This window comes from Bacillus sp. FJAT-27251 (assembly GCF_001273925.1).
Classification (GTDB): domain Bacteria; phylum Bacillota; class Bacilli; order Bacillales; family Cytobacillaceae; genus Mesobacillus_B.
Map to the genome: position 1 here is coordinate 3,721,039 of NZ_LIGG01000001.1, position 18,029 is coordinate 3,739,067.

The 18,029-nt window shown below is 46.6% G+C and carries 20 protein-coding genes and 1 tRNA gene; 5 read left to right on the top strand and 16 right to left on the bottom strand.

Features of this window, described 5'->3' with window-relative positions:
- Positions 1-19 precede the first annotated feature (19 nt).
- The 11 genes from ADU22_RS17415 to ADU22_RS17465 all read right to left on the bottom strand — a co-directional run bounded on the left by ADU22_RS17415 (position 20) and on the right by ADU22_RS17465 (position 11,866).
- Positions 20-964 (bottom strand): sugar kinase, encoded by a 945-nt coding sequence (locus ADU22_RS17415; RefSeq protein ID WP_053363300.1) that lies wholly within the window; start codon positions 962-964, stop codon positions 20-22.
- Complete coding sequence (locus ADU22_RS17420) at positions 955-3,159, bottom strand: dihydroxy-acid dehydratase domain-containing protein (RefSeq protein ID WP_053364630.1); 2,205 nt, start codon at positions 3,157-3,159, stop codon at positions 955-957. The genes ADU22_RS17415 and ADU22_RS17420 overlap by 10 nt, the downstream gene beginning before the upstream one ends.
- Before the next feature lie 16 nt (positions 3,160-3,175).
- On the bottom strand, positions 3,176-4,324 hold the full coding sequence (gene dgoD, locus ADU22_RS17425) for a galactonate dehydratase (protein ID WP_053363301.1): 1,149 nt from the start codon (positions 4,322-4,324) through the stop codon (positions 3,176-3,178).
- An 18-nt stretch (positions 4,325-4,342) separates the two neighbouring features.
- Positions 4,343-5,614: a nickel pincer cofactor-dependent isomerase, group 22 gene (locus ADU22_RS17430; RefSeq protein WP_053363302.1), complete on the bottom strand. Its 1,272-nt coding sequence runs from the start codon at positions 5,612-5,614 to the stop codon at positions 4,343-4,345.
- A 25-nt stretch (positions 5,615-5,639) separates the two neighbouring features.
- Positions 5,640-6,695 (bottom strand): TRAP transporter substrate-binding protein, encoded by a 1,056-nt coding sequence (locus ADU22_RS17435; RefSeq protein WP_053364631.1) that lies wholly within the window; start codon positions 6,693-6,695, stop codon positions 5,640-5,642.
- A 25-nt stretch (positions 6,696-6,720) separates the two neighbouring features.
- On the bottom strand, positions 6,721-7,737 hold the full coding sequence (locus tag ADU22_RS17440) for a C-terminal binding protein (protein ID WP_053363303.1): 1,017 nt from the start codon (positions 7,735-7,737) through the stop codon (positions 6,721-6,723).
- 26 nt (positions 7,738-7,763) lie between these two features.
- Complete coding sequence (locus ADU22_RS17445; protein WP_053363304.1) at positions 7,764-9,038, bottom strand: TRAP transporter large permease; 1,275 nt, start codon at positions 9,036-9,038, stop codon at positions 7,764-7,766.
- Positions 9,039-9,063: 25 nt separating this feature from the next.
- Positions 9,064-9,642, bottom strand: coding sequence for a TRAP transporter small permease (locus tag ADU22_RS17450; RefSeq protein ID WP_053363305.1), 579 nt, complete (start codon positions 9,640-9,642; stop codon positions 9,064-9,066).
- 12 nt (positions 9,643-9,654) lie between these two features.
- On the bottom strand, positions 9,655-10,689 hold the full coding sequence (locus ADU22_RS17455) for a TRAP transporter substrate-binding protein (protein WP_053363306.1): 1,035 nt from the start codon (positions 10,687-10,689) through the stop codon (positions 9,655-9,657).
- 228 nt (positions 10,690-10,917) lie between these two features.
- Entirely contained in the window at positions 10,918-11,565 is a 648-nt protein-coding gene (locus ADU22_RS17460; RefSeq protein ID WP_053363307.1) for a bifunctional 4-hydroxy-2-oxoglutarate aldolase/2-dehydro-3-deoxy-phosphogluconate aldolase, read from the bottom strand.
- 226 nt (positions 11,566-11,791) lie between these two features.
- Positions 11,792-11,866 (bottom strand) — tRNA-Gln (locus ADU22_RS17465).
- 77 nt (positions 11,867-11,943) lie between these two features.
- Between ADU22_RS17465 and ADU22_RS24765 the strand changes: the two genes are divergently transcribed.
- Together ADU22_RS24765 and ADU22_RS17470 are read left to right on the top strand one after the other, a co-directional pair.
- Positions 11,944-12,090, top strand: coding sequence for a hypothetical protein (locus ADU22_RS24765; protein WP_156324385.1), 147 nt, complete (start codon positions 11,944-11,946; stop codon positions 12,088-12,090).
- Between the two features lie 227 nt (positions 12,091-12,317).
- Complete coding sequence (locus ADU22_RS17470) at positions 12,318-12,497, top strand: hypothetical protein (RefSeq protein ID WP_053363308.1); 180 nt, start codon at positions 12,318-12,320, stop codon at positions 12,495-12,497.
- 72 nt (positions 12,498-12,569) lie between these two features.
- Here the strand turns inward: ADU22_RS17470 and ADU22_RS17475 are convergent, their stop codons facing one another.
- Positions 12,570-14,174, bottom strand: a complete 1,605-nt coding sequence (locus ADU22_RS17475) for a malate:quinone oxidoreductase (RefSeq protein ID WP_082252898.1) — start codon at positions 14,172-14,174, stop codon at positions 12,570-12,572.
- A gap of 204 nt (positions 14,175-14,378) precedes the next feature.
- Positions 14,379-15,008 carry a nitroreductase family protein gene (locus ADU22_RS17480; RefSeq protein ID WP_053363310.1) on the bottom strand — a complete coding sequence of 210 codons (630 nt, stop codon included), beginning with the start codon at positions 15,006-15,008 and terminating at the stop codon, positions 14,379-14,381.
- Between the two features lie 136 nt (positions 15,009-15,144).
- Here ADU22_RS17480 and ADU22_RS17485 point away from each other — a divergent pair, with 136 nt between their 5' ends.
- Together ADU22_RS17485 and ADU22_RS17490 are read left to right on the top strand one after the other, a co-directional pair.
- Positions 15,145-15,501 carry a winged helix-turn-helix transcriptional regulator gene (locus tag ADU22_RS17485; protein ID WP_082252899.1) on the top strand — a complete coding sequence of 119 codons (357 nt, stop codon included), beginning with the start codon at positions 15,145-15,147 and terminating at the stop codon, positions 15,499-15,501.
- A gap of 37 nt (positions 15,502-15,538) precedes the next feature.
- Positions 15,539-15,721, top strand: a complete 183-nt coding sequence (locus tag ADU22_RS17490; RefSeq protein ID WP_053363311.1) for a hypothetical protein — start codon at positions 15,539-15,541, stop codon at positions 15,719-15,721.
- Positions 15,722-15,769: 48 nt separating this feature from the next.
- On the opposite strand, the gene ADU22_RS17495 is transcribed toward ADU22_RS17490, so the two are convergent.
- The gene (locus tag ADU22_RS17495) at positions 15,770-16,276 is read right to left on the bottom strand and encodes a GNAT family N-acetyltransferase (RefSeq protein ID WP_053363312.1); all 507 of its coding nucleotides are present in this window, start codon (positions 16,274-16,276) and stop codon (positions 15,770-15,772) included.
- Between the two features lie 157 nt (positions 16,277-16,433).
- Between ADU22_RS17495 and ADU22_RS17500 the strand changes: the two genes are divergently transcribed.
- Positions 16,434-16,868 (top strand): general stress protein, encoded by a 435-nt coding sequence (locus ADU22_RS17500; RefSeq protein ID WP_053363313.1) that lies wholly within the window; start codon positions 16,434-16,436, stop codon positions 16,866-16,868.
- A gap of 53 nt (positions 16,869-16,921) precedes the next feature.
- Here the strand turns inward: ADU22_RS17500 and ADU22_RS17505 are convergent, their stop codons facing one another.
- Positions 16,922-17,194, bottom strand: a complete 273-nt coding sequence (locus ADU22_RS17505; protein WP_053363314.1) for a hypothetical protein — start codon at positions 17,192-17,194, stop codon at positions 16,922-16,924.
- Between the two features lie 41 nt (positions 17,195-17,235).
- Positions 17,236-18,027, bottom strand: a complete 792-nt coding sequence (locus tag ADU22_RS17510) for a class I SAM-dependent methyltransferase (protein ID WP_053363315.1) — start codon at positions 18,025-18,027, stop codon at positions 17,236-17,238.
- Positions 18,028-18,029: the final 2 nt, after the last annotated feature.

Sequence of the window (18,029 nt, forward strand, 5' to 3'; positions counted from 1 at the left end):
GATGCCCACATGCTTAAAATTAACGAAGCACTTCCGCATCCGCTGTTTCCTTTATGATTTGTTCCCAGTATGGATATCCCTCGGCGTCTCCAGCCACACTCAGGGCAAAGGCGCCAACCTTGTTGCCAAGTGTGACGGCTTCTTTTACCGGCCAATTTCTCAGCAGCCCCGAGAGGAATCCCGCCGCAAAGCCATCCCCTGCCCCAATTGGGTCAACAATTTCCGTTACAGGAAAACCGGGTACATGCGCTTCCTCCGTCTCCGAAGCAAAATAAGCTCCTTTGTCCCCCAGCTTGACCACCACAATGCTGGAGCCGTTTTCCAGAAAAAACGAGGCAATATCCTCTGGCTCGGTCCTTCCTGTTAAGATGGATCCTTCCTCCAATCCTGGAAGAATGAAATCACATTGGGCAGCGATGGGCACAAGCGCTTCCCTCGCTTCCTCTGCCGACCAAAGTTTCAGCCGCAGATTGGGGTCAAAAACCACTTTTACGCCATTATGCTTTGCGATGGAGATCGCATGGTGAACAGTCTCTTTGCAGTTCTCGCTTAATGCAGGCGTGATGCCTGTCAGATGCAGGAATTTCGCTTCCTTTATTTGGGCTTCCGGAATGTCTGACGGCGTCATCCTGCTGGCAGCAGATCCTCTCCGGTAATAAAGAATGTTGGGTTCCTTGCCAGGCCGCTGTTCTTTAAAAAACACTCCCGTGGGACAGGAGGGATCAAAAACGACTCCAGTCGTATCGACACCTTCCCCACGTATATAGTTTCTAATATAGGTGCCAAACTCATCTTTCCCCAGCCGGCTGGCCCAGCCAACCTTGTGGCCAAGCCTGGACAGGGCAATTGCTACATTTGATTCCGCCCCGCCGATGGTTTTTTGGAAATGGCTTGTAAATCTCAATGGCCCTGCTGTTACCGGAGTAAACAAAACCATGGTTTCGCCAAATGTGATTACGTCCATGCATTTTCACCTAAAGCATGAACATCAATATCGGTTTGATAATGAAGGGTGGCATCTTCCGCTACTTCAAGCGGGACGACGCCGTGTGCTGCATCGGTGTGTCCGGCCATCCTATTGCTCGCAGCAACAAGGCGCTGCCGCTGACGGATTTTCAGAAGCCTTTCCATCCCCAGCTCTTGCCTTGCTAGTTTGGTATCTTCAAAGTTAAATTCCAGGAGTCCCTGCTGAAACTTTTCCTCATCCAGAAAGTCAATTTTCCGGTTTCGCAATTCAAGGTAAAGCACATCCCCTGTTTTCAAATAAAGAATCCCGCCGCCGTTTTTGGCTTCCGGGGTCATGTGGCCGATTGCTGCACCATAGGTGACACCGGAATATCGGCCATCGCTGATCAAGGTCGCCAGCCGCTTTAGCTTGCGGTTGGCATTGATATGCTGCATTGGCGTAAACATTTCCGGCATGCCGAATGCCTCCGGGCCCTGTCCGGACACCACAACAGAGATTTTTAGCGCACCTTTTGCCGCCATTTCGTCAAACAGCCGGTCATACTCCATTTCCCTGCAGAGTTCGTACCGTTCAGGATCATTTTGTTTCAGTACCGCCTGCATGGTTTTGTAATGAAAGCTGCGGTTTGCTTTCAGTTTATCCAGCAATTGCTCATCCAGGAGACTTTCATTCGCCGAGTCTTCATTGTCATAAAAAAGAACGAAGGCTGCTTTCTTGTCAAAATTGTCAAGCTGGTCGGTCGTCATGCCGCTGATTTTTACCACGGCACTTTCAAAAAAGTTTCCTTTTATGACATCCACGCCGCTGAACATTCTTCTTGGCTTTGAAAGGATGACGGGATTATCCGGGACACCTGCCGCTGGCAATTGCTGCTTCCTGGATAGCCGCTCCTCCCAGGTAGTTCCAGTTACAGTCGGTGCCGCAATATCCATCGGGACGCCATTTTCCATCAGTTCATGGAACAAGGTCTCCATTCCCCTGATTTTTCCACTGCAGCACTGCATCGCAAGAGCAAAAATGTCCCTGCCCTGGGTGAGGCTGTAATTGAACAAATCGGGAATGGGAACTTCATGGTGAATCTGGTCATAATCCCATAAATCGAATTTATAGCCGCCATAAAGCATTGCTGCGACGATATGCATCATAAGGTTAGTAGATCCCCCGGACGCGCTATGGATCCTGATTGCATTTTTTATGTTGGCTGCCATGATATTGGCGGTGCCGAAGACAGGGTTATTGATCATACTTGCCAGTGAATCGATAGATTGGTTGACTTCTTCTTGTGTTGGGGGTGCGGTCAGCATTTCCAAGGCAGGATGCACAAGTCCCATTCCGGCCACCAGATGCCTTGAGCTGTTGCCCGTTCCATTGAACGCGCAAACTCCTCCCTGTCCGTCGCAGGTGGCAACCGCCAGTTTTTTCTCATAGACATCATGTTCTTCCATCGAGATGATTCCCCTTTCCCTGGCTCTTTCAAGAACACCTTGAAAGGCAGTGTTGGAAGAACATTGAAGGATATAGGAAAGAGCATCGCGGAGATCAAGGGCAATGTCCTCTGCTCCATGTGATTCCGCCTGACAGGCAACTTCCTCTAATTCCGAGAAAAGTGCGCTGGGAATGCTACCTCCTTTCAGAACATGGGCCGGGGCAAAGGTAGCAAAGAAAGGAGCTTCGCCACGGTGCCTTCTGATCCTGTCCAGATGTGCCAGTGCGCTGACGACACCAAGAGGCTGCTTATCGCACCCCTGGATGACAAAGGCTCCATGGTAGCTGTGGGCCTCCATCTGGTTGACAACCATCTGGGCGACAGCATTCCTGCTTTGAAGCGAGTAGCTCATTCCCTGATTGCTTTGCGCCGTGCCATCGCACATGACCGGTGTGGAAAATTGGAAGGGCACACCCCCGTTTTGCCAAATCCGGATTGCTGCCCTGGCGATCGTCTGAAAGTCCATAATATGGGCAGGATGGTCTGGAGACCCTCCGATAATGGCAATCCTTGGCGCATTATGATGGAGCCTGTCATAGATTTCCTCCAATGACCAATCCGGCTGTACACCTTTCATTTCCGGGCCAAGGATTTGTTTTGATCGGTCCAGCAGCCCGGCGACACATATTGGCTCATTGGCTTTTCCCTGGACATTGTCCCTGTATGGATTTACGTTGTTCTTGATATAAGGGAACTTGACGGTCATTCCTCTTCCTCCTTTTTCACCATTCTGCAACACTGCCATCGACATTTCGCCAGACAGGATTTTTCCAATCATGGCCTTTTTCTGCTGCCTCCATGACGGCTGCCTCATTCACGCTGATCCCAAGTCCAGGACCGCTTGGAATCTCGACATAGCCATCCGTATACTTAAACACGGAAGCATCGCTTAGATAGTCCAGCAAATCGCTGCCTTTGTTGTAATGGATGCCCAGGCTTTGTTCCTGAATGATGGCATTTGGCGTGCAGGCGTCAAGCTGAAAAGAGGATGCCAGGGCAATGGGTCCAAGCGGGCAATGCGGTGCTACTGCCACATCAAAGGCTTCTGCCATCGCGGCAATTTTCTTCGTCTCCAAAATTCCGCCGGCGTGGGAGAGATCAGGCTGAATGATGTCCACATAGCCATCCAGCAGGATTTGCTTGAATCCCCACCTGGTATATTGCCTTTCTCCCGTCGCGATTGGACATGTCGTATGCCTGGCAATTTCCCTAAGCGCTTCATTGTTCTCCGGAAGCACTGGCTCCTCGATGAACATTGGCCTAAAAGGCTCCAGTTCCTTTACGAGAACCTTCGCCATTGTCTTATGGACTCTGCCGTGGAAATCGAGGCCGATTCCCATGTTGGTTCCGACAGCTTCCCGTACGGCAGCAATTCGCTTAACCGCTTCCTCCACCTTTGAAAACGAATCTATGTAGTCCATTTCTTCTGTTGCATTCATTTTTACAGCCGTAAAGCCTGCTTCAGCCTTTTCTTTGGCCGCAATCGCCACATCAGTTGGCCGGTCACCGCCAATCCAGGAATACACCCTGATCCGCTCACGAGCCTTGCCTCCCAGCATTTCATAAACGGGGATGTCGAAATATTTCCCTTTGATATCCCACAGTGCCTGCTCAATTCCGGAAATGGCACTCATTAAAATCGGACCGCCCCTGTAGAAACCGGCCCTGTAGAGAACCTGCCAGTGATCTTCAATTTTAAGCGGATCCTGTCCGATGAGATAACTGCTGACCTCTTCCACGCAGGCTCGCACTGTTTCCGCTTTTCCTTCGATAATCGGTTCCCCCCAGCCTGATATTCCCTCATCGGTCTCAACCTTTAGGAAAAGCCAGCGGGGAGGAACTTTATAAAGTGTAAACTTTGTAATTTTCATCAGGCCCGCCTCCCTTTATCATGGTTTGAGCTGCTCTTCTCGAGAGAATTCCATCTCTGCGGGCTGTGATAGAATCTCAATGTCCTCCATTTCCCTGGCTTCATCCAGCAGGGCTTCCGAAATCCAGATTTCCTGAATATCAAGAGTGTTCTTGATTCTGACAACCCGTGCTTTATCCAGCTCAAAGGCGTTGCAGGTTTTAATCGCCGCTTTGACCGCCAGCTCCTCGTTTTCGAGAATCATTGGCAGCTTGACAACATCAATGACCGTGCTTGTAAGGGCATTTGCGTATCCTTTTTCAAGCATGATACTGTCCATTACTTTTTTCGTGGACATATCGGCCATGCCAATTCCATTGGCGTTCCCGTGTGTTTTCTTCGTTAATCCCAGCACCGCAATCCGTGCCACCTCCGGGCCGCCGCTCGCATAAGGCGTTGCATACCTGCCAGTAATGTTTGGGTCCATTCCATCACCGGAAATATCCTTGCCGATTTCATTGACCACCAGGACATCAATAGGATCAAACAAAATTTTCGGCATCAGTGATTTTGCTTCCAGCAGAAGCTCAGGTTCTTGTTTGATGAGCTCTTCGGCAGGAATCGCAACAATCTTCGCAGGTCGGTCATAGGCATTCTCAAGCGTTCCCAAGCCAAAAATGATTGGTACACGCTCAATGGCGACCTTCGCCATTTCGACGACATGTTCGGCCATATATTTGAAACTGAAAGCGTGTGCCGCTTCTGCTCCTTTTTGTTTCCCGAGGCCGATGGTAATCATTTTCATCAGGCCGCTTTCGACTGGCCCCCTGAAGGCGGTGTGCGGTTTAATCCTGTTGATGACAATCACCTTGTCGGCTTGGTATGCGTGCTTATCCATGTAGATGGGAAGGCCGTTGTCCAGCCTTCCAATCTCTATCACTTCCATGCTCGCAAGAATAGGTGCCCCGACAATTTCCTCGGTTACTCCCAGCTGTTCAAGTACATCGATTTGCCCGTCCGCTGTCGCCCCGCCATGGCTTCCCATGGCAGGGACAATGAATGGCGTTCCGCCTGCCTTTTTCACGGCAGCGGCCGTTTCCCTGGCTAACACCGGGATATCGGCCACGCCCCGTGACCCAACCGCGATCGCCACCCTATCTCCCGGTTCGATTCTGTCCAGCACATCTGCCTTGCTGATCGCTTCCTGAACGGCTTCCGCTACATTGGTGATTTCGGGAGCGTGAAATTTCTGCCTGACTTTTACCATTCTGGGAATTGGAACATCTTGCAGGAGCTCTTCAATGATATTCATCCGCTATCCTCCATCGTCGTTGTTGCTAATTGCGTACCTTTTCGATTTCAGCCATCAGCTCATCCACCAATTCCTTGCCGAATTTCTCCGCGTATTTATCAGTGACAGGCTGGATGATTTCCTTCATTTTCGCTTTTTCTTCATCGGTTACATCATTTACCTTTGTTCCGTCAGCCTTTAGCTCATCCACCGCTTTGGCATCTTCTGCACGGCTCAGCTCGCGCTGGTATTTMCCTGCTTCTACCGCCGCATCCTTAAGGATCGTTTGTTCCTCCTCAGACAGGCCGTCCCAGAATTTTTTGCTCACAAGGAAGACAAATGGAGTATATACATGCCTTGTCAGGCTTAGGTATTCCTGGACTTCATTGAATTTGTTCGACTTTATTGTTGCAAGCGGATTTTCCTGGCCATCGACCGTTTTGCTTTCAAGAGCAGTGAAGACTTCGGAAAAAGCCATTGGCGTAGGGTTGGCTCCCAGCTCTTTGAAAGCATCAAGATGCACTTCGTTTTGCATCGTCCTGATTTTCAGACCGCTGAAATCATCCGCAGTTTTAACAGGATGCTTGCTGTTCGTCAGTTGGCGGAACCCGTTTTCCCAATAGCCGAGGCCAATTAGCCCGTGCTCCGGCAGCTTGTCGAGAAGTTTTTGGCCAACCGGTCCATCAAGCACGGCATCTGCCTCTTCTGGTGTATTAAACAGGAAAGGGAAGTCCAAAATTCCGTATTCCTTTACCATTCCAACAAGTGGTGAAGTAGAAGGAATGGTAATTTCCTGAAGCCCTCCCTGCAAGGCTTCGGTCATTTTTTGGTCATCGCCGAGTGACGCTGCATAAAATGGCTTTACATTCAGCTTTCCGCCGCTCTTTTCCGCTACGATTTCACTGAATTTTTTTAGGCCAAGGCCTTGCGGATGGTCTTCATTCAATCCAATCCCAGCTTTGATTGTCCGCTCCTGAATTCCGTCGGCACCGGCTTTATTATCTGCATCTGCATTGTTTGATGCAGCCGAACCGCAGGCTGAAAGCAGCAACATTCCTGGCAAAAGAATCCCTATCCCCATTTTTTTAAGCAAGCTTTTCATGTTTTTTCCCCCTCCTAATTTTTTATCAATATCTTCCTGAACCAACGCCATTTCCAAGTCTTTCTCTATTTTTTACATCATGGTTCACGAGGTACTTGGGAAATTCTTTGTGAATGAGAACATCTGCCACACCACTTGCTGCTTTTACCCTCATCTCGGCTTCCGCTTCCTCTGAATACCAGGCAACGTGCGGAGTGAGAATGACGTTCTCCATCTTTAAAAACGGATGGTTCTCTCCAATTGGCTCAACCTCAGTGACATCCAGTGCTGCAGCTGAAACCTGCCCATTATTGAGCGCTTCTATCAAGGCGGCTTCATCAATCACTGGACCCCTTGCGGTATTAATAATGAGCGGAGACTTTTTCATCCGGGCAAACAGTTCCTTCCCCAGCATTCCTTTCGTTGATGGAGTAAGCGGGGCGTGGACGGAAATGATATCCGACTGTTCAGCCAATGTTTCGAGCGATACAAGGGTCACCCCCTTACTCTTTGCTTCCTCTGCTGGAAAGAAAGGATCGGCGGCGATGACATGCATGCCAAGCGGTTTCACTTTTTCTGCAAGGGATTGGGGAATTTTCCCGAATCCAACAAGGCCAAGCGTCTTATCCCTCAACCGGTGAATCGGCCTGGTTATTTTGAAGTCCCAATTCCCGTCCTTAACATGCTGATTGGCAACAACGACTTTTCTGGTCCAGGAAAGAAGGAGAGCCAAGGCATGATCCGACACCTCATCCATGCAGTAATCCGGCACATTGGCAACACAAATCCCTTTTTCACTGGCGGCCTCAAGGTCGATTGTATTGACTCCGACTCCATATCTGGCAATCACCTTGCAATTCCTCAAGGACTCTATCACCCGTTGACTTAAAGGGGCATACTGATTCAGGATGCCGTCTGCATCTCTGCAGGCCTCGATTACTTCATCCTCAGTCCGGCAGTTTGCACCCACAAGTTCAATTTCCTGAAAGGCGTTCAACACACTTTCTTCAAATCTTAAATCCTCAAACTCCCAATCTGTCACAACAACTTTTAATTTGGTCAACTTGGCACCTCCCGAAAATAGATTGGTTATGTCAGAAGCTTCAACGGCACAGTAACGATAGAAGGGAATAATATCAGTAAAATAAGGACAATGATATGGACCAGTACAAACGGCCAGATTCCCTTTGTCAATGCGCCAATATTAATCCTGCTGATTCCACAGCCAACATACAGAACCGTGCCGACCGGCGGGGTAATCAATCCAATGCAAAGATTGATGATCATGATAATCCCGAAATAGACAGGGTCAATTCCGGCCAGCTTTGCAAGGGGAAGAAACACCGGGGTAAAGATTAGAATAGCCGGCGTAAGATCCATTACAAGCCCTACCGCCAATAGAATCAAATTGATCAAAAGCAGCAGCATTATCGGATTCTCAACCAGTCCGCCAAGAGCAGCGGCCATCTGTCCCGGAACGTCGGCAACCGTAATTAGCCACGCAGACACCATCGCGGCAGCCGCGACAAACATGACAACCGCGGTGGTTTTTGCCGAAGCCACAAGCACTTGGCTCAAGTCTTTCAATTCCAATTCCCTGTATACCGCCACTCCCACGAATAAAGCATAGAAGGCGGCAACTACAGCAGCTTCAGTCGGAGTGAAAATTCCGCCTCTCAATCCGCCGATGATAATGACTGGAAGAAGCAAAGCCCAGCTGGCCTGCTTTACAGCCTGCATGATTTCCCTGCGGCTTTGCCGCTTTGGCAGTTCACTTTTATCTTTTCTGGCGATGAATGACCATGCAGTGATTAATCCAAGGGCCATCATAATCCCAGGAACGATCCCGCCCATAAAAAGCTGGGTGATGGAAACGCCTGCTGTCACCCCATAGATGATCATCGGGATGCTTGGCGGGATCACAGGTGCAATAATCCCGGAGGCACATATCAAGCCTGTCGAGCGGTTGACATCATAGCCTCTGGCAATCATCATCGGAATCAAGATAGCCCCCAGGGCTGCAGTGTCCGCTACCGCGGACCCCGAAAGTCCGGCAAACAAAATGCTTGCAATGATCGCGACATATCCAAGTCCGCCCCGGATGTGCCCGACAAGGGACATAGCGAATCCGACAATACGTTTGGATATTCCGCCGGCATTCATAAGTTCTCCCGCGAGTACAAAGAATGGGATTGCCATCAGTGAGAAGTTATTGGCACCATTAATCAGGTTTTGCGCGACAATTTGTGCATCCATCATATCCAGGGCAAACATGATCGCAACACCGGCCAGAATCAGGGCAAACGCAATTGGCACTCCAAGCGCCAGTGAGCCGAATAGAGATCCTAAAAAAACACCAACCATTGTTCCTCCTCCTTTATCATCTTGATTAACCGCTCATTTTCCCCGACTGAATATTCGTTTGCTTGTTAAGTTCCTGGACGTGCAACTCTTCCTTGATCATTTCGTCCGTAGTGGATAGCATTGTCAAGCTGGCTTCTCCTTTTCCCATCAGGTTTTGAATCATACGGATGATAAGGATGCCAGCCATTGACAGGCTTGTAATAACCCCGATCCCGTAAAGATAAGAGAGTGGGAGGCCTGTGGCCGGGGCGGTGCTGTTCATATTCAACAAGGKCATTTTCCAGCTTCCAACCAGAAGGAGATATAAAACATATAAAACGAGAAGATTGCTAATCACATAAGCGATTTTCTTTAGCTTTCGTGGAAGCGCGTTAACGACAATGTCTACCCCAAGGTGCATATTGTCTTTCAAGGCCGCGATGGCTCCGAGAAAAACCATCCAGACGAACAGAAACCTCGACATTTCTTCCGACCACGTAATACCTGAATTAAATGCATAACGGAGAATCACATTTCCAAAAACCAGGAGAGACATGGAGGCCAGGGATAAAGCAATGGTCCCGTTCAAGAATTTATTTAGTATATTGGCGGCAGTCTTTAGCATTTCCATTCCTCCTTACTTGGCTTCTGCTTTGATCCTCTCAACCAGTTCTTTGGCCCACGGATTCTGTTTAAATATGTCGTCGTACAAAGGCTGGGCCGCCTTTTCCATTTCCTTGGCAAACTCTTCTGAAGGAGTGGTAAATTTGACGTTATGTTCTTCAAGGAATTTTTTATCATCTTCATAGCTCTTTTCCAGCAATTCAAATTCGTACTCTGCCGCTTCTTTGGAAGCTTTTTCAACGATCTCCTGCTGCTCCTTTGTCAATCCTTCCCAAAACTCGCTGTTAATGATGTACACATTTGGGCTGAACATATGCTTTGACTCAAGGACATCACTCTGGACTTCATACCAGCCTGAAGCCTTTAACGTAGCAATTGGATTGTCCTGCCCATCCACTACCTTCTGTTCGAGAGCGCTAAATACTTCAGAAATCGGCAGAGGGGTTACATTGGCTCCCAGCAGTTTTCCCAGAGTAATATAGTTTGGGATATTGGGCATCCTGATACGCAGCCCATCGAAATCATCCAGGTTTTCAAGGGTTCTGTTTGAAGAGAACATCCTGAATCCGTTCGCACTCCAGGCTAGTGGTTTTACACCATGCTGAGTTTCCAGGTCGGCCGTTAATTCTTCCCCGATCGGGCCGTTCAAAACAGATTTCACATGCTCAAAATCCTTGAACAGGAACGGCCACTCAGGCACCGCCATTTTTGGAATATCGGCCTGCATGATCAGGCCGGGGATCCCCATTTCAATCGTCCCGTTCCTTACCCCGTCATAAAACTCTTTTTCGGCACCCAGTGTGCTGTTAGGGAAAATCTGGACCTTGAGGCTGCCGCTCGATTCCTCTTCCACTATTGTTTTGAACTTCTCTTTCAGGGCCACGTTTTGAGGATGGTCCTCCGCGAAATAGTGAGCTACTTTTATCGTTTTGGCAGGTTCCCCTCCTGATGCTTTTTCAGATCCCGAGGGCTCGGAGCTACCACAGCCAGCAAGAAGAACGGTGGCGCCGAGAACAATACCTGCTGTTGCGGTCATCAATTTTTTCATTTTTACAACTCCTTTGTCCAAAAATGTAAGCGATATCATTTATGGGTGAAAAAAACAGGTTGATTCTTAGAGTTTTATATTATAAAACCAAGTTTTGATGTAATGGTTTAAAAAAATCCAGATGACTCTGTTTTATAATACAAAACTATGTATGGTGATTTAAAATCTACCGCCTAATCACATAATAATATTTAGTTTTCTGACTTGTCAATAAAATTTGAATTATTTTTAATTCTGCGATCTTCCCTCTTTTACTCTTTGCACAAACTGCTCTGCAAGCCTGGATAGTTCCTCCCATTTTTGATCCTCAATCAAATCCTTCCGTACCAAAGACCCGCCAACCCCTACTGCCACAGAACCCGCCTTGATGAAAGCCTTTGTATTTGATAACTCTACTCCCCCAGTTGGCATCATTTTGACATGGCCCAGAGGGGCACGCACCTGCTTAATAAAATCCGGACCCAGGGTGCTTGCCGGAAATACCTTTACCACGTCCGCTCCCCATTCGTGAGCCTGTAATATTTCCGTTGGCGTAAAAACTCCAGGGATAACGATTTTTTCTAGTCTCTTTGCTGACTCAATGGTCTCCTGTTTTAGGGTTGGTGCAAAAATAAACTCTGCGCCTGCCTCGATTGCCTGCTGTGCGCGTTTGCCATCGAGAACAGTTCCCGCTCCAATAACAGCCTTATGGCCAAACCTTGCTGAGGCTTCGTGGATCGCACCAAGAGCATCCTCTGAATCCATTGTTATCTCTATTCCCGTCACTCCGCCAGACACAAGAGAGGACACTACATCCATTGCGTTTTTTCGCTCTACTCTGCGCACAACCGCTACCACCCCGGATTTTAACAACTTGCTAAGCATATTGTTGTCCATGAAAATACCTCCGCCAATTTTTTTCATGGATTTACCTTCGCCGTTATCGTTTGAATTTCCTTTAAAGTCAAAATTCTTTTTTCATGCCCTTTTAATTTAGCAGTAAAAAGGACTTAGCCCAAAATATATTTATATAATTTATACCTCATACTGGCATAATTATTTGGTTATGTGATGTGCATAAAAAGAACGCCCGTCTCAGAAGAAGACGGGCGTTCTTTATGTATGGCTGGGCTAGCAGGATTCGAACCTACGAATGACGGAGTCAAAGTCCGTTGCCTTACCGCTTGGCGATAACCCAATGTAGGAATAGTTTATCTCCTGCCACTAAATAATATTCAATAAAAAACCCCATCCTAATAAATGGAGGTGATGACGATGAAAATAGAAACTCCTGTTACATTTTCCGGAAAAGTTCTCGATAAGAGAAATGATCTTACAGGACCTGCAAATGAGGAAAAACGCGGATACCCTAAGCTTCCCAAGGATGTACACATTCAGGTAGGTGATCAGGATGGACAATAAGCAGCATGTACACAATCAAATTATTTATTTGACCAATTCGGCGTATGATGAACTTCAAACCAGTAAGACTGAAGTAAAACCACGGTATCCTGGAGGACCGCAGAAACGGGGTAAGTTAAATGATTGGTAAGTACTTAATAGCCCTTTTTAATGAGATTAAAAACAGGTCATAAAAAAAGCCTCACTGGCGAATCCTATAGCAAGAATTGTTCCCGGGAGGCTTTAGCATGAAAAAGGTCCTTTGCACCAACAACGAAGGCTATGAAATGGAATTCGTGGCAGGAGAAGAATACGAAGTCGAGAAAGAGCTGGATACCACATATATTCTGATCAATAAACTTGGAAACAGGCATTCCGTTTTTAAAAAGGACTTTGAACCAGTTGAAAATGGCCGAAAACAGGACTAAAACCGACTCTAAATAAAAAAACCTTCAATCAGCAATGGATTGAAGGTTTTTTGGCCTCGTTATCACTTATTCCTAAGCATTGATGTAAGCGGGTTGTTTGCCGCCCAGACCGAGCGCTTGCTCAGTTGAAGTGTGCACCTTTTCAAATAGTGCAGGATTGTCCGATAGCGACACACCGTAAGAAGGAATCATTTCCTGTATTTTTGACTGCCACTTGAACATATTTTCCGGGAAGCATCTTTCCAATACTTCAAGCATGACGTGGACAGCAGTTGAAGCGCCTGGAGAAGCTCCAAGGAGGGCCGCAACCGAACCATCCGAAGCCGTTACGACTTCTGTACCAAACTGAAGTGTTCCCTTTCCAGCCTCTGTATCCTTGATTACCTGTACGCGCTGGCCTGCCGTCACGACATCCCAATCCTCGCTCTTGGCATTGGGGATAAACTCGCGAAGTTCTTCCATGCGCTGTTCATTGGACAGCATCACCTGCTGAATCAGGTACTTGGTCAAGGCCATCTCTTTTACACCCGCGGCCAGCATGGTAATCACATTATTAGGCTTTACAGAACCGATTAAGTCGAGATTTGAACCGGTTTTAAGGAATTTAGGCGAAAAGCCGGCAAATGGACCGAACAGCAGCGTTTTTTGGTTGTCGATAAATCTTGTGTCAAGATGCGGAACACTCATTGGCGGAGCGCCCACCTTCGCTTTGCCGTAAACTTTCGCATGATGCTGTGCAGCAACTTCCGGATTTTTGCAGACCATGAATAGTCCGCTTACCGGGAAACCGCCAATATGTTTTGATTCAGGGATGCCTGTTTTTTGCAGCAGCGGCAAGCTTCCTCCGCCTCCGCCGATAAAAACAAATTTGGCTGTATGCCGCTCAATATTTCCGGTAGCCATATTCCAGATTTTCAATTCCCACAACCCGTCGCTTGTACGCTGGATGTCCTCTACTTGATGCCGGTAATTGACTTCGACATTCTTCCGCTCAAGATGTTCGAACAGCATGCGGGTCAGCGCTCCGAAGTTCACGTCGGTTCCGGAATCGATTTTGGTGGCCGCGATTGGTTCATTGACGCTGCGGCCTTCCATGATGAGGGGAACCCATTCCTTAAGTTTTTCAGGGTCCTCGGTATATTCCATTCCCTGGAACAATGGATTTTTTGTTAGCGCTTTAAAACGATTTTTAAGGAACCGAACATTCTTTTCGCCCTCAACAAAACTCATATGAGGGATCGGCATGATGAAATCCTGCGGATTGGAAATCAGGTTCGAGTTGACCAGGTACGACCAAAACTGCCTTGAAACCTGAAACTGTTCGTTCACCTTTACCGCTTTGGCAATATTGATGGAACCGTCCTCTTTTTCTGTCGTATAGTTCAGCTCACAAAGCGCAGCATGCCCCGTCCCTGCATTGTTCCATTCATTGGAGCTTTCTTCTCCTGCCTTTTCCAGTTTCTCAAACACTTTGATTTCCCATTCTGGTGCTAACTCTTTCAGTAATGATCCCAAAGTCGCGCTCATGACTCCGGCACCAATTAAAATGATGTCTGTTTTCTTCGTCATATTGCTCATGATAACCTTCCTTTGCAAAAGAGTAGGTGCTCCGTCTAAGGTGTGAATAAGCAAGTCCGTTTCATGGAACGCACCTTTTCCAGTCTTCTTAAATTTCATCTCTCATATTCTATTATAATAATTTTTCGGTTAAAATATCTACTATTATGATAATTTTAAGTTTTTTAAAGTTGTTTAATTGTATTTCCCTTTTTAGCAAAATGTTAATCCCGATTGAATTTGTTGCTCAGGCTCTTCTCTGGTTTCCCTCCTAACAGGTACGAAAAAAGCCCAATCCTTCTTGGATTGAGCTAGGCTGATCTATTAAACAAACTCCACGATGTCTTTCAGTGGGATGCGTGTGGTTTTGAATGCTGGTGCTGCAGCTTTTCCTATCGCAAGCAGAAGAACTGGCATATAGCGCTCGGATACCTGGAACTTCTCCATGAATTTTTGTTTGTCAAACCCACCCATTGGGACCGTGTCATACCCTTTTGCTTTCGCAAGCAGCATAATCTGCATCGACACAAGGCCGGTATCAAAGGAAGCAATATTCTTCCGGATTTCTTCCGGTAATGAACCGTACAGCGAATGGGAATTATCAATCATGCGCTGCATGCTGGCTTCATCCATATAGCCCGCTTCATAGTTGCTGCGGTACMCCTTCTCGATGTTTTGGTACATTTCTTTATCCGCCAATACGGCAATCACTGCTGAAGAGGTTTCAACCTGCTCCTGATTATTGGCAATTTGGCGAAGCTCTTTCTTTGTCCCTTGGCCATCAATAACGATAAAACGCCAAGGCTGAAGATTGCTTGAAGAAGGAGCCTGGATGGCATCTTCCAGAATTTCTTCGATTTCTTGCCGGGAAATCGTAAAATTCGAATCATATTTACGTACAGACTGTCGTTCCCTAACCACACTGGTGATGTTTTCTGCAGTTCTTGTTGACATGTTGGTTCCTCCCTCGACTAAATAACTTATGATTAGTAAGTTCGTCAATTAGCTTACTATTGGTAAGTTAATCAGTCAAGTGAGGAGGCTTGTGTTATAATAAGAAATCATATTTAAAAACAAGCGGGGTTTTTAGATGAAAAAAAACGATACAGATTGTAATCATCATAGCCAAGAGCTCAAGGGCATCTGCCTTGATTTCCATGGGACTATTGAATTTATCGGCAAAAGATGGATGGGAATCATTATCTATCAATTGCTAAATGGACCTAAGCGCTTTTCGGAACTGGCAGAAAACATACCTGGCATTTCCGATAGGCTCCTGACCGAACGGCTGCGGGAACTGGAGAAGGAAGGCTTGGTTATAAAAAATGCCCTTTTCTCTTCACAGAAAATAGTACACTATGAGTTGACCCCTGCCGGCAAGGAGCTTGAAACAGTTATTTCATCAATCTTGACTTGGATTAGAATAAAGCAGAAACGTTCGAACTAGGCAGGAACTTATTTTTTTATAGAGGAGAGGATATCAAGTGAAAAAAGAATTAGGAAGAAACATTCTTGGTGCCGTTGTTTGTTTATTGCTATTTACGGCCGGTATGATTTTTGTGGAGCAAACATGGTTTTTCATTCTCATCGGGATGGCTGGCCTGGCTGGATTTTCCTTTTTTATTTATCGCCTAGTACTTGGCACACTGAGAATAAATGAAAAATAGCATATTGATAGCGTTAATCTTCCTGGATTAACGCTCGACAGGGAACGATCATATAGCTCTGCAATATCTCAAAGAAGTATATTCTTCGTTATCCATATTGGCGAAGCTTTTTTGTTCTTTCACGAGTGCAAACTTCCTAGCTTCATAAAAGGGAATTCCCTTCATATTCCCCTTCGCAACCGAGACCCATTGCTTGCTCGCTCCTTTCTGCCTTTGAACTTCGGTTAAGGCTTCAAGCAGCTTTGTTCCAATCCCCTCCCCACGGCGGCCAGGATCCAGATAAAGGACAAACACTTCACTTTCACTTTCCCCTACTGATCCCCCGCCAATAGCACCAACCACATGGTCTTCTTCAAGGGCAACAAACCAGCCATCCCATCCCTCATTTGTATGTGTGACTTCATCTAAAATCCGATCATGATTATAGAATTCAGTGATGATTCTTTCGATGTATTCTTTTGAATGAGTTTCATGGTATGTGTCCCGATAGCCGTCTGAGCAGACTTTATTAATTCCATCAATATGATCAGCAGTAGCTCTTTTTATTTGTATCACTGACTTTTCCCCTTTCTTATCAAATTAATTTTAACATAAATATCCAATCCCCTCTCTAAGTCTTCTAAAAAATTAGTGTGGAATAATGAATATCCAAATAAGAAGGGCTAAAAAATCGCTGAAGAGGGTATGTATCCATAATGAGGAGGTTATGGTTATGAAAGATCAAGTTATTGGTATATATGAAAATGAAAAACTAGCCGCAGAGGCCGTTGAAGAATTAAAAACAAGAGGATATAGATCCGAAGAAATTTCCGTTATTGCTAAAAACAAAGATGGGGATTCTGAAATCACAAAGGAAGTTGAGCCTTCCGCCATGGATGGTGCCGTTGCTGGAGCGGCAACCGGAGGAGCCCTCGGAATGGCAGGGATGATCGTTGGATTGCCAGCCGTCCTGGTTCCCGGGCTTGGCGCTGTATTGGCTGCAGGCCCTATTATTACTATGCTGGGAGGGGCGGTGGTTGGAGCTAATTCCGGATCCGGGGGATTGCTGCCTGCTCTTAAGGATATTGGACTCTCTGATGAAGATGCAGAGCGCTACACGAAAGATGTCGAGGATGGAAAAATTCTCGTATTTCTCCAGCCCAAATAATAAAACCGGCCTGATGATAATTTCATCAGACCGGTTTTATTCCAACAATACAATTATCCACCCTTAATCTTAGACACCTTACTCCACGTATAAAGAATAGCCCAGCATAGAACGGTACCAGCCAGGTGGGTGAAAGCGAAGTAAAGCGGAGAACCACGGTGAACTCCGAATGCCACTTCACTTTGAAGAACCACGACGCTGTCCCATTCGTTTGAAAAATCAGGTTCGTAGTTTTTAGTTAGTATGTAGCCTGTTAAGAGAGTAAATCCGATATACAATATATGAATGAGGAATGAAGCAACGAAAGCTTTTCTAACCATCTTCATGTTTAACACACCTTTTGGATAATAGGGATTTCGCATACATATTACGGAACGATTGGGCTGAACCAGCTTGACTGACTTTCCACACCCGCCTTTCTTAGCCTGAAAACGATAAAATCGGCACATCGGAAATCCTCTTCAAAAGTAGGATGTTTTTTCAGCATTTCCTTTGATGGTTTAGGCTCAACGATCCTTTCCAATGAAAACCCAGATTTTAACATCGTATTGATATAGGTCGTGAGCGTCCGGTGGAATAGGACCATCTTTCCAAGCTTTTGCTCGTAAGCTCCTTCATAAAAATACTGGTCGACATTCCAATGGAGCTTGTCACCGCTATCATTCTTCTCCCAGCCGCTTTCAGGCGTAACAAAACAAGGGTGAAGAATGGACATCACAAAGCAGCCGCCAGGGATTAGCACCCTGTAAATTTCTTTTAAAGCACTCTCTAAATTGGCGAGGTCCTGCAGCACCATGTTTGAGACAGCCAAATCGAAAAGCCCGTCATTGAACAAATCAAGATGTTCCAGATTTCCATGGCGAAAATCGATATCCATCTTATCAGGCGTTCGTTCCGTGGCAATATCAAGCATTCTTGGTGCAAAATCCACTGCGGTCACTGTAGCACCCTTTTTTGCCATCAGCCTGCTCAGGTACCCCTCGCCGCAGCCGGCATCCAGCACTCTTTTCCCTTTCACGTCTCCCATCAGTTCAAAAAGGACTGGATTCAGGAAGACTTCTTTATGAATGTCCCCGTTTTCAGTGTGATGGGAAGCATATGTATCAGCAAAACCGTCCCACCGTTTAATTGCCTCTTCTGTTCCTATAGCAGTGTTCATCA

What these genes read in the sequence shown, in the direction of transcription:
- ADU22_RS17475 (WP_082252898.1), bottom strand. Translation starts at nt 14,174, where the DNA reads ATGAAATTTAAGAAGACTGGAAAAGGTGCGTTCCATGAAACGGACTTG.
- ADU22_RS17420 (WP_053364630.1), bottom strand. Translation starts at nt 3,159, where the DNA reads ATGACCGTCAAGTTCCCTTATATCAAGAACAACGTAAATCCATACAGG.
- ADU22_RS17470 (WP_053363308.1), top strand. Translation starts at nt 12,318, where the DNA reads ATGAAAAAGGTCCTTTGCACCAACAACGAAGGCTATGAAATGGAATTC.
- ADU22_RS17500 (WP_053363313.1), top strand. Translation starts at nt 16,434, where the DNA reads ATGAAAGATCAAGTTATTGGTATATATGAAAATGAAAAACTAGCCGCA.
- ADU22_RS17415 (WP_053363300.1), bottom strand. Translation starts at nt 964, where the DNA reads ATGGACGTAATCACATTTGGCGAAACCATGGTTTTGTTTACTCCGGTA.
- ADU22_RS17430 (WP_053363302.1), bottom strand. Translation starts at nt 5,614, where the DNA reads ATGAATATCATTGAAGAGCTCCTGCAAGATGTTCCAATTCCCAGAATG.
- ADU22_RS17460 (WP_053363307.1), bottom strand. Translation starts at nt 11,565, where the DNA reads ATGGACAACAATATGCTTAGCAAGTTGTTAAAATCCGGGGTGGTAGCG.
- dgoD (WP_053363301.1), bottom strand. Translation starts at nt 4,324, where the DNA reads ATGAAAATTACAAAGTTTACACTTTATAAAGTTCCTCCCCGCTGGCTT.
- ADU22_RS24765 (WP_156324385.1), top strand. Translation starts at nt 11,944, where the DNA reads ATGAAAATAGAAACTCCTGTTACATTTTCCGGAAAAGTTCTCGATAAG.
- ADU22_RS17505 (WP_053363314.1), bottom strand. Translation starts at nt 17,194, where the DNA reads ATGAAGATGGTTAGAAAAGCTTTCGTTGCTTCATTCCTCATTCATATA.
- ADU22_RS17485 (WP_082252899.1), top strand. Translation starts at nt 15,145, where the DNA reads ATGAAAAAAAACGATACAGATTGTAATCATCATAGCCAAGAGCTCAAG.
- ADU22_RS17445 (WP_053363304.1), bottom strand. Translation starts at nt 9,038, where the DNA reads ATGGTTGGTGTTTTTTTAGGATCTCTATTCGGCTCACTGGCGCTTGGA.
- ADU22_RS17455 (WP_053363306.1), bottom strand. Translation starts at nt 10,689, where the DNA reads ATGAAAAAATTGATGACCGCAACAGCAGGTATTGTTCTCGGCGCCACC.
- ADU22_RS17510 (WP_053363315.1), bottom strand. Translation starts at nt 18,027, where the DNA reads ATGAACACTGCTATAGGAACAGAAGAGGCAATTAAACGGTGGGACGGT.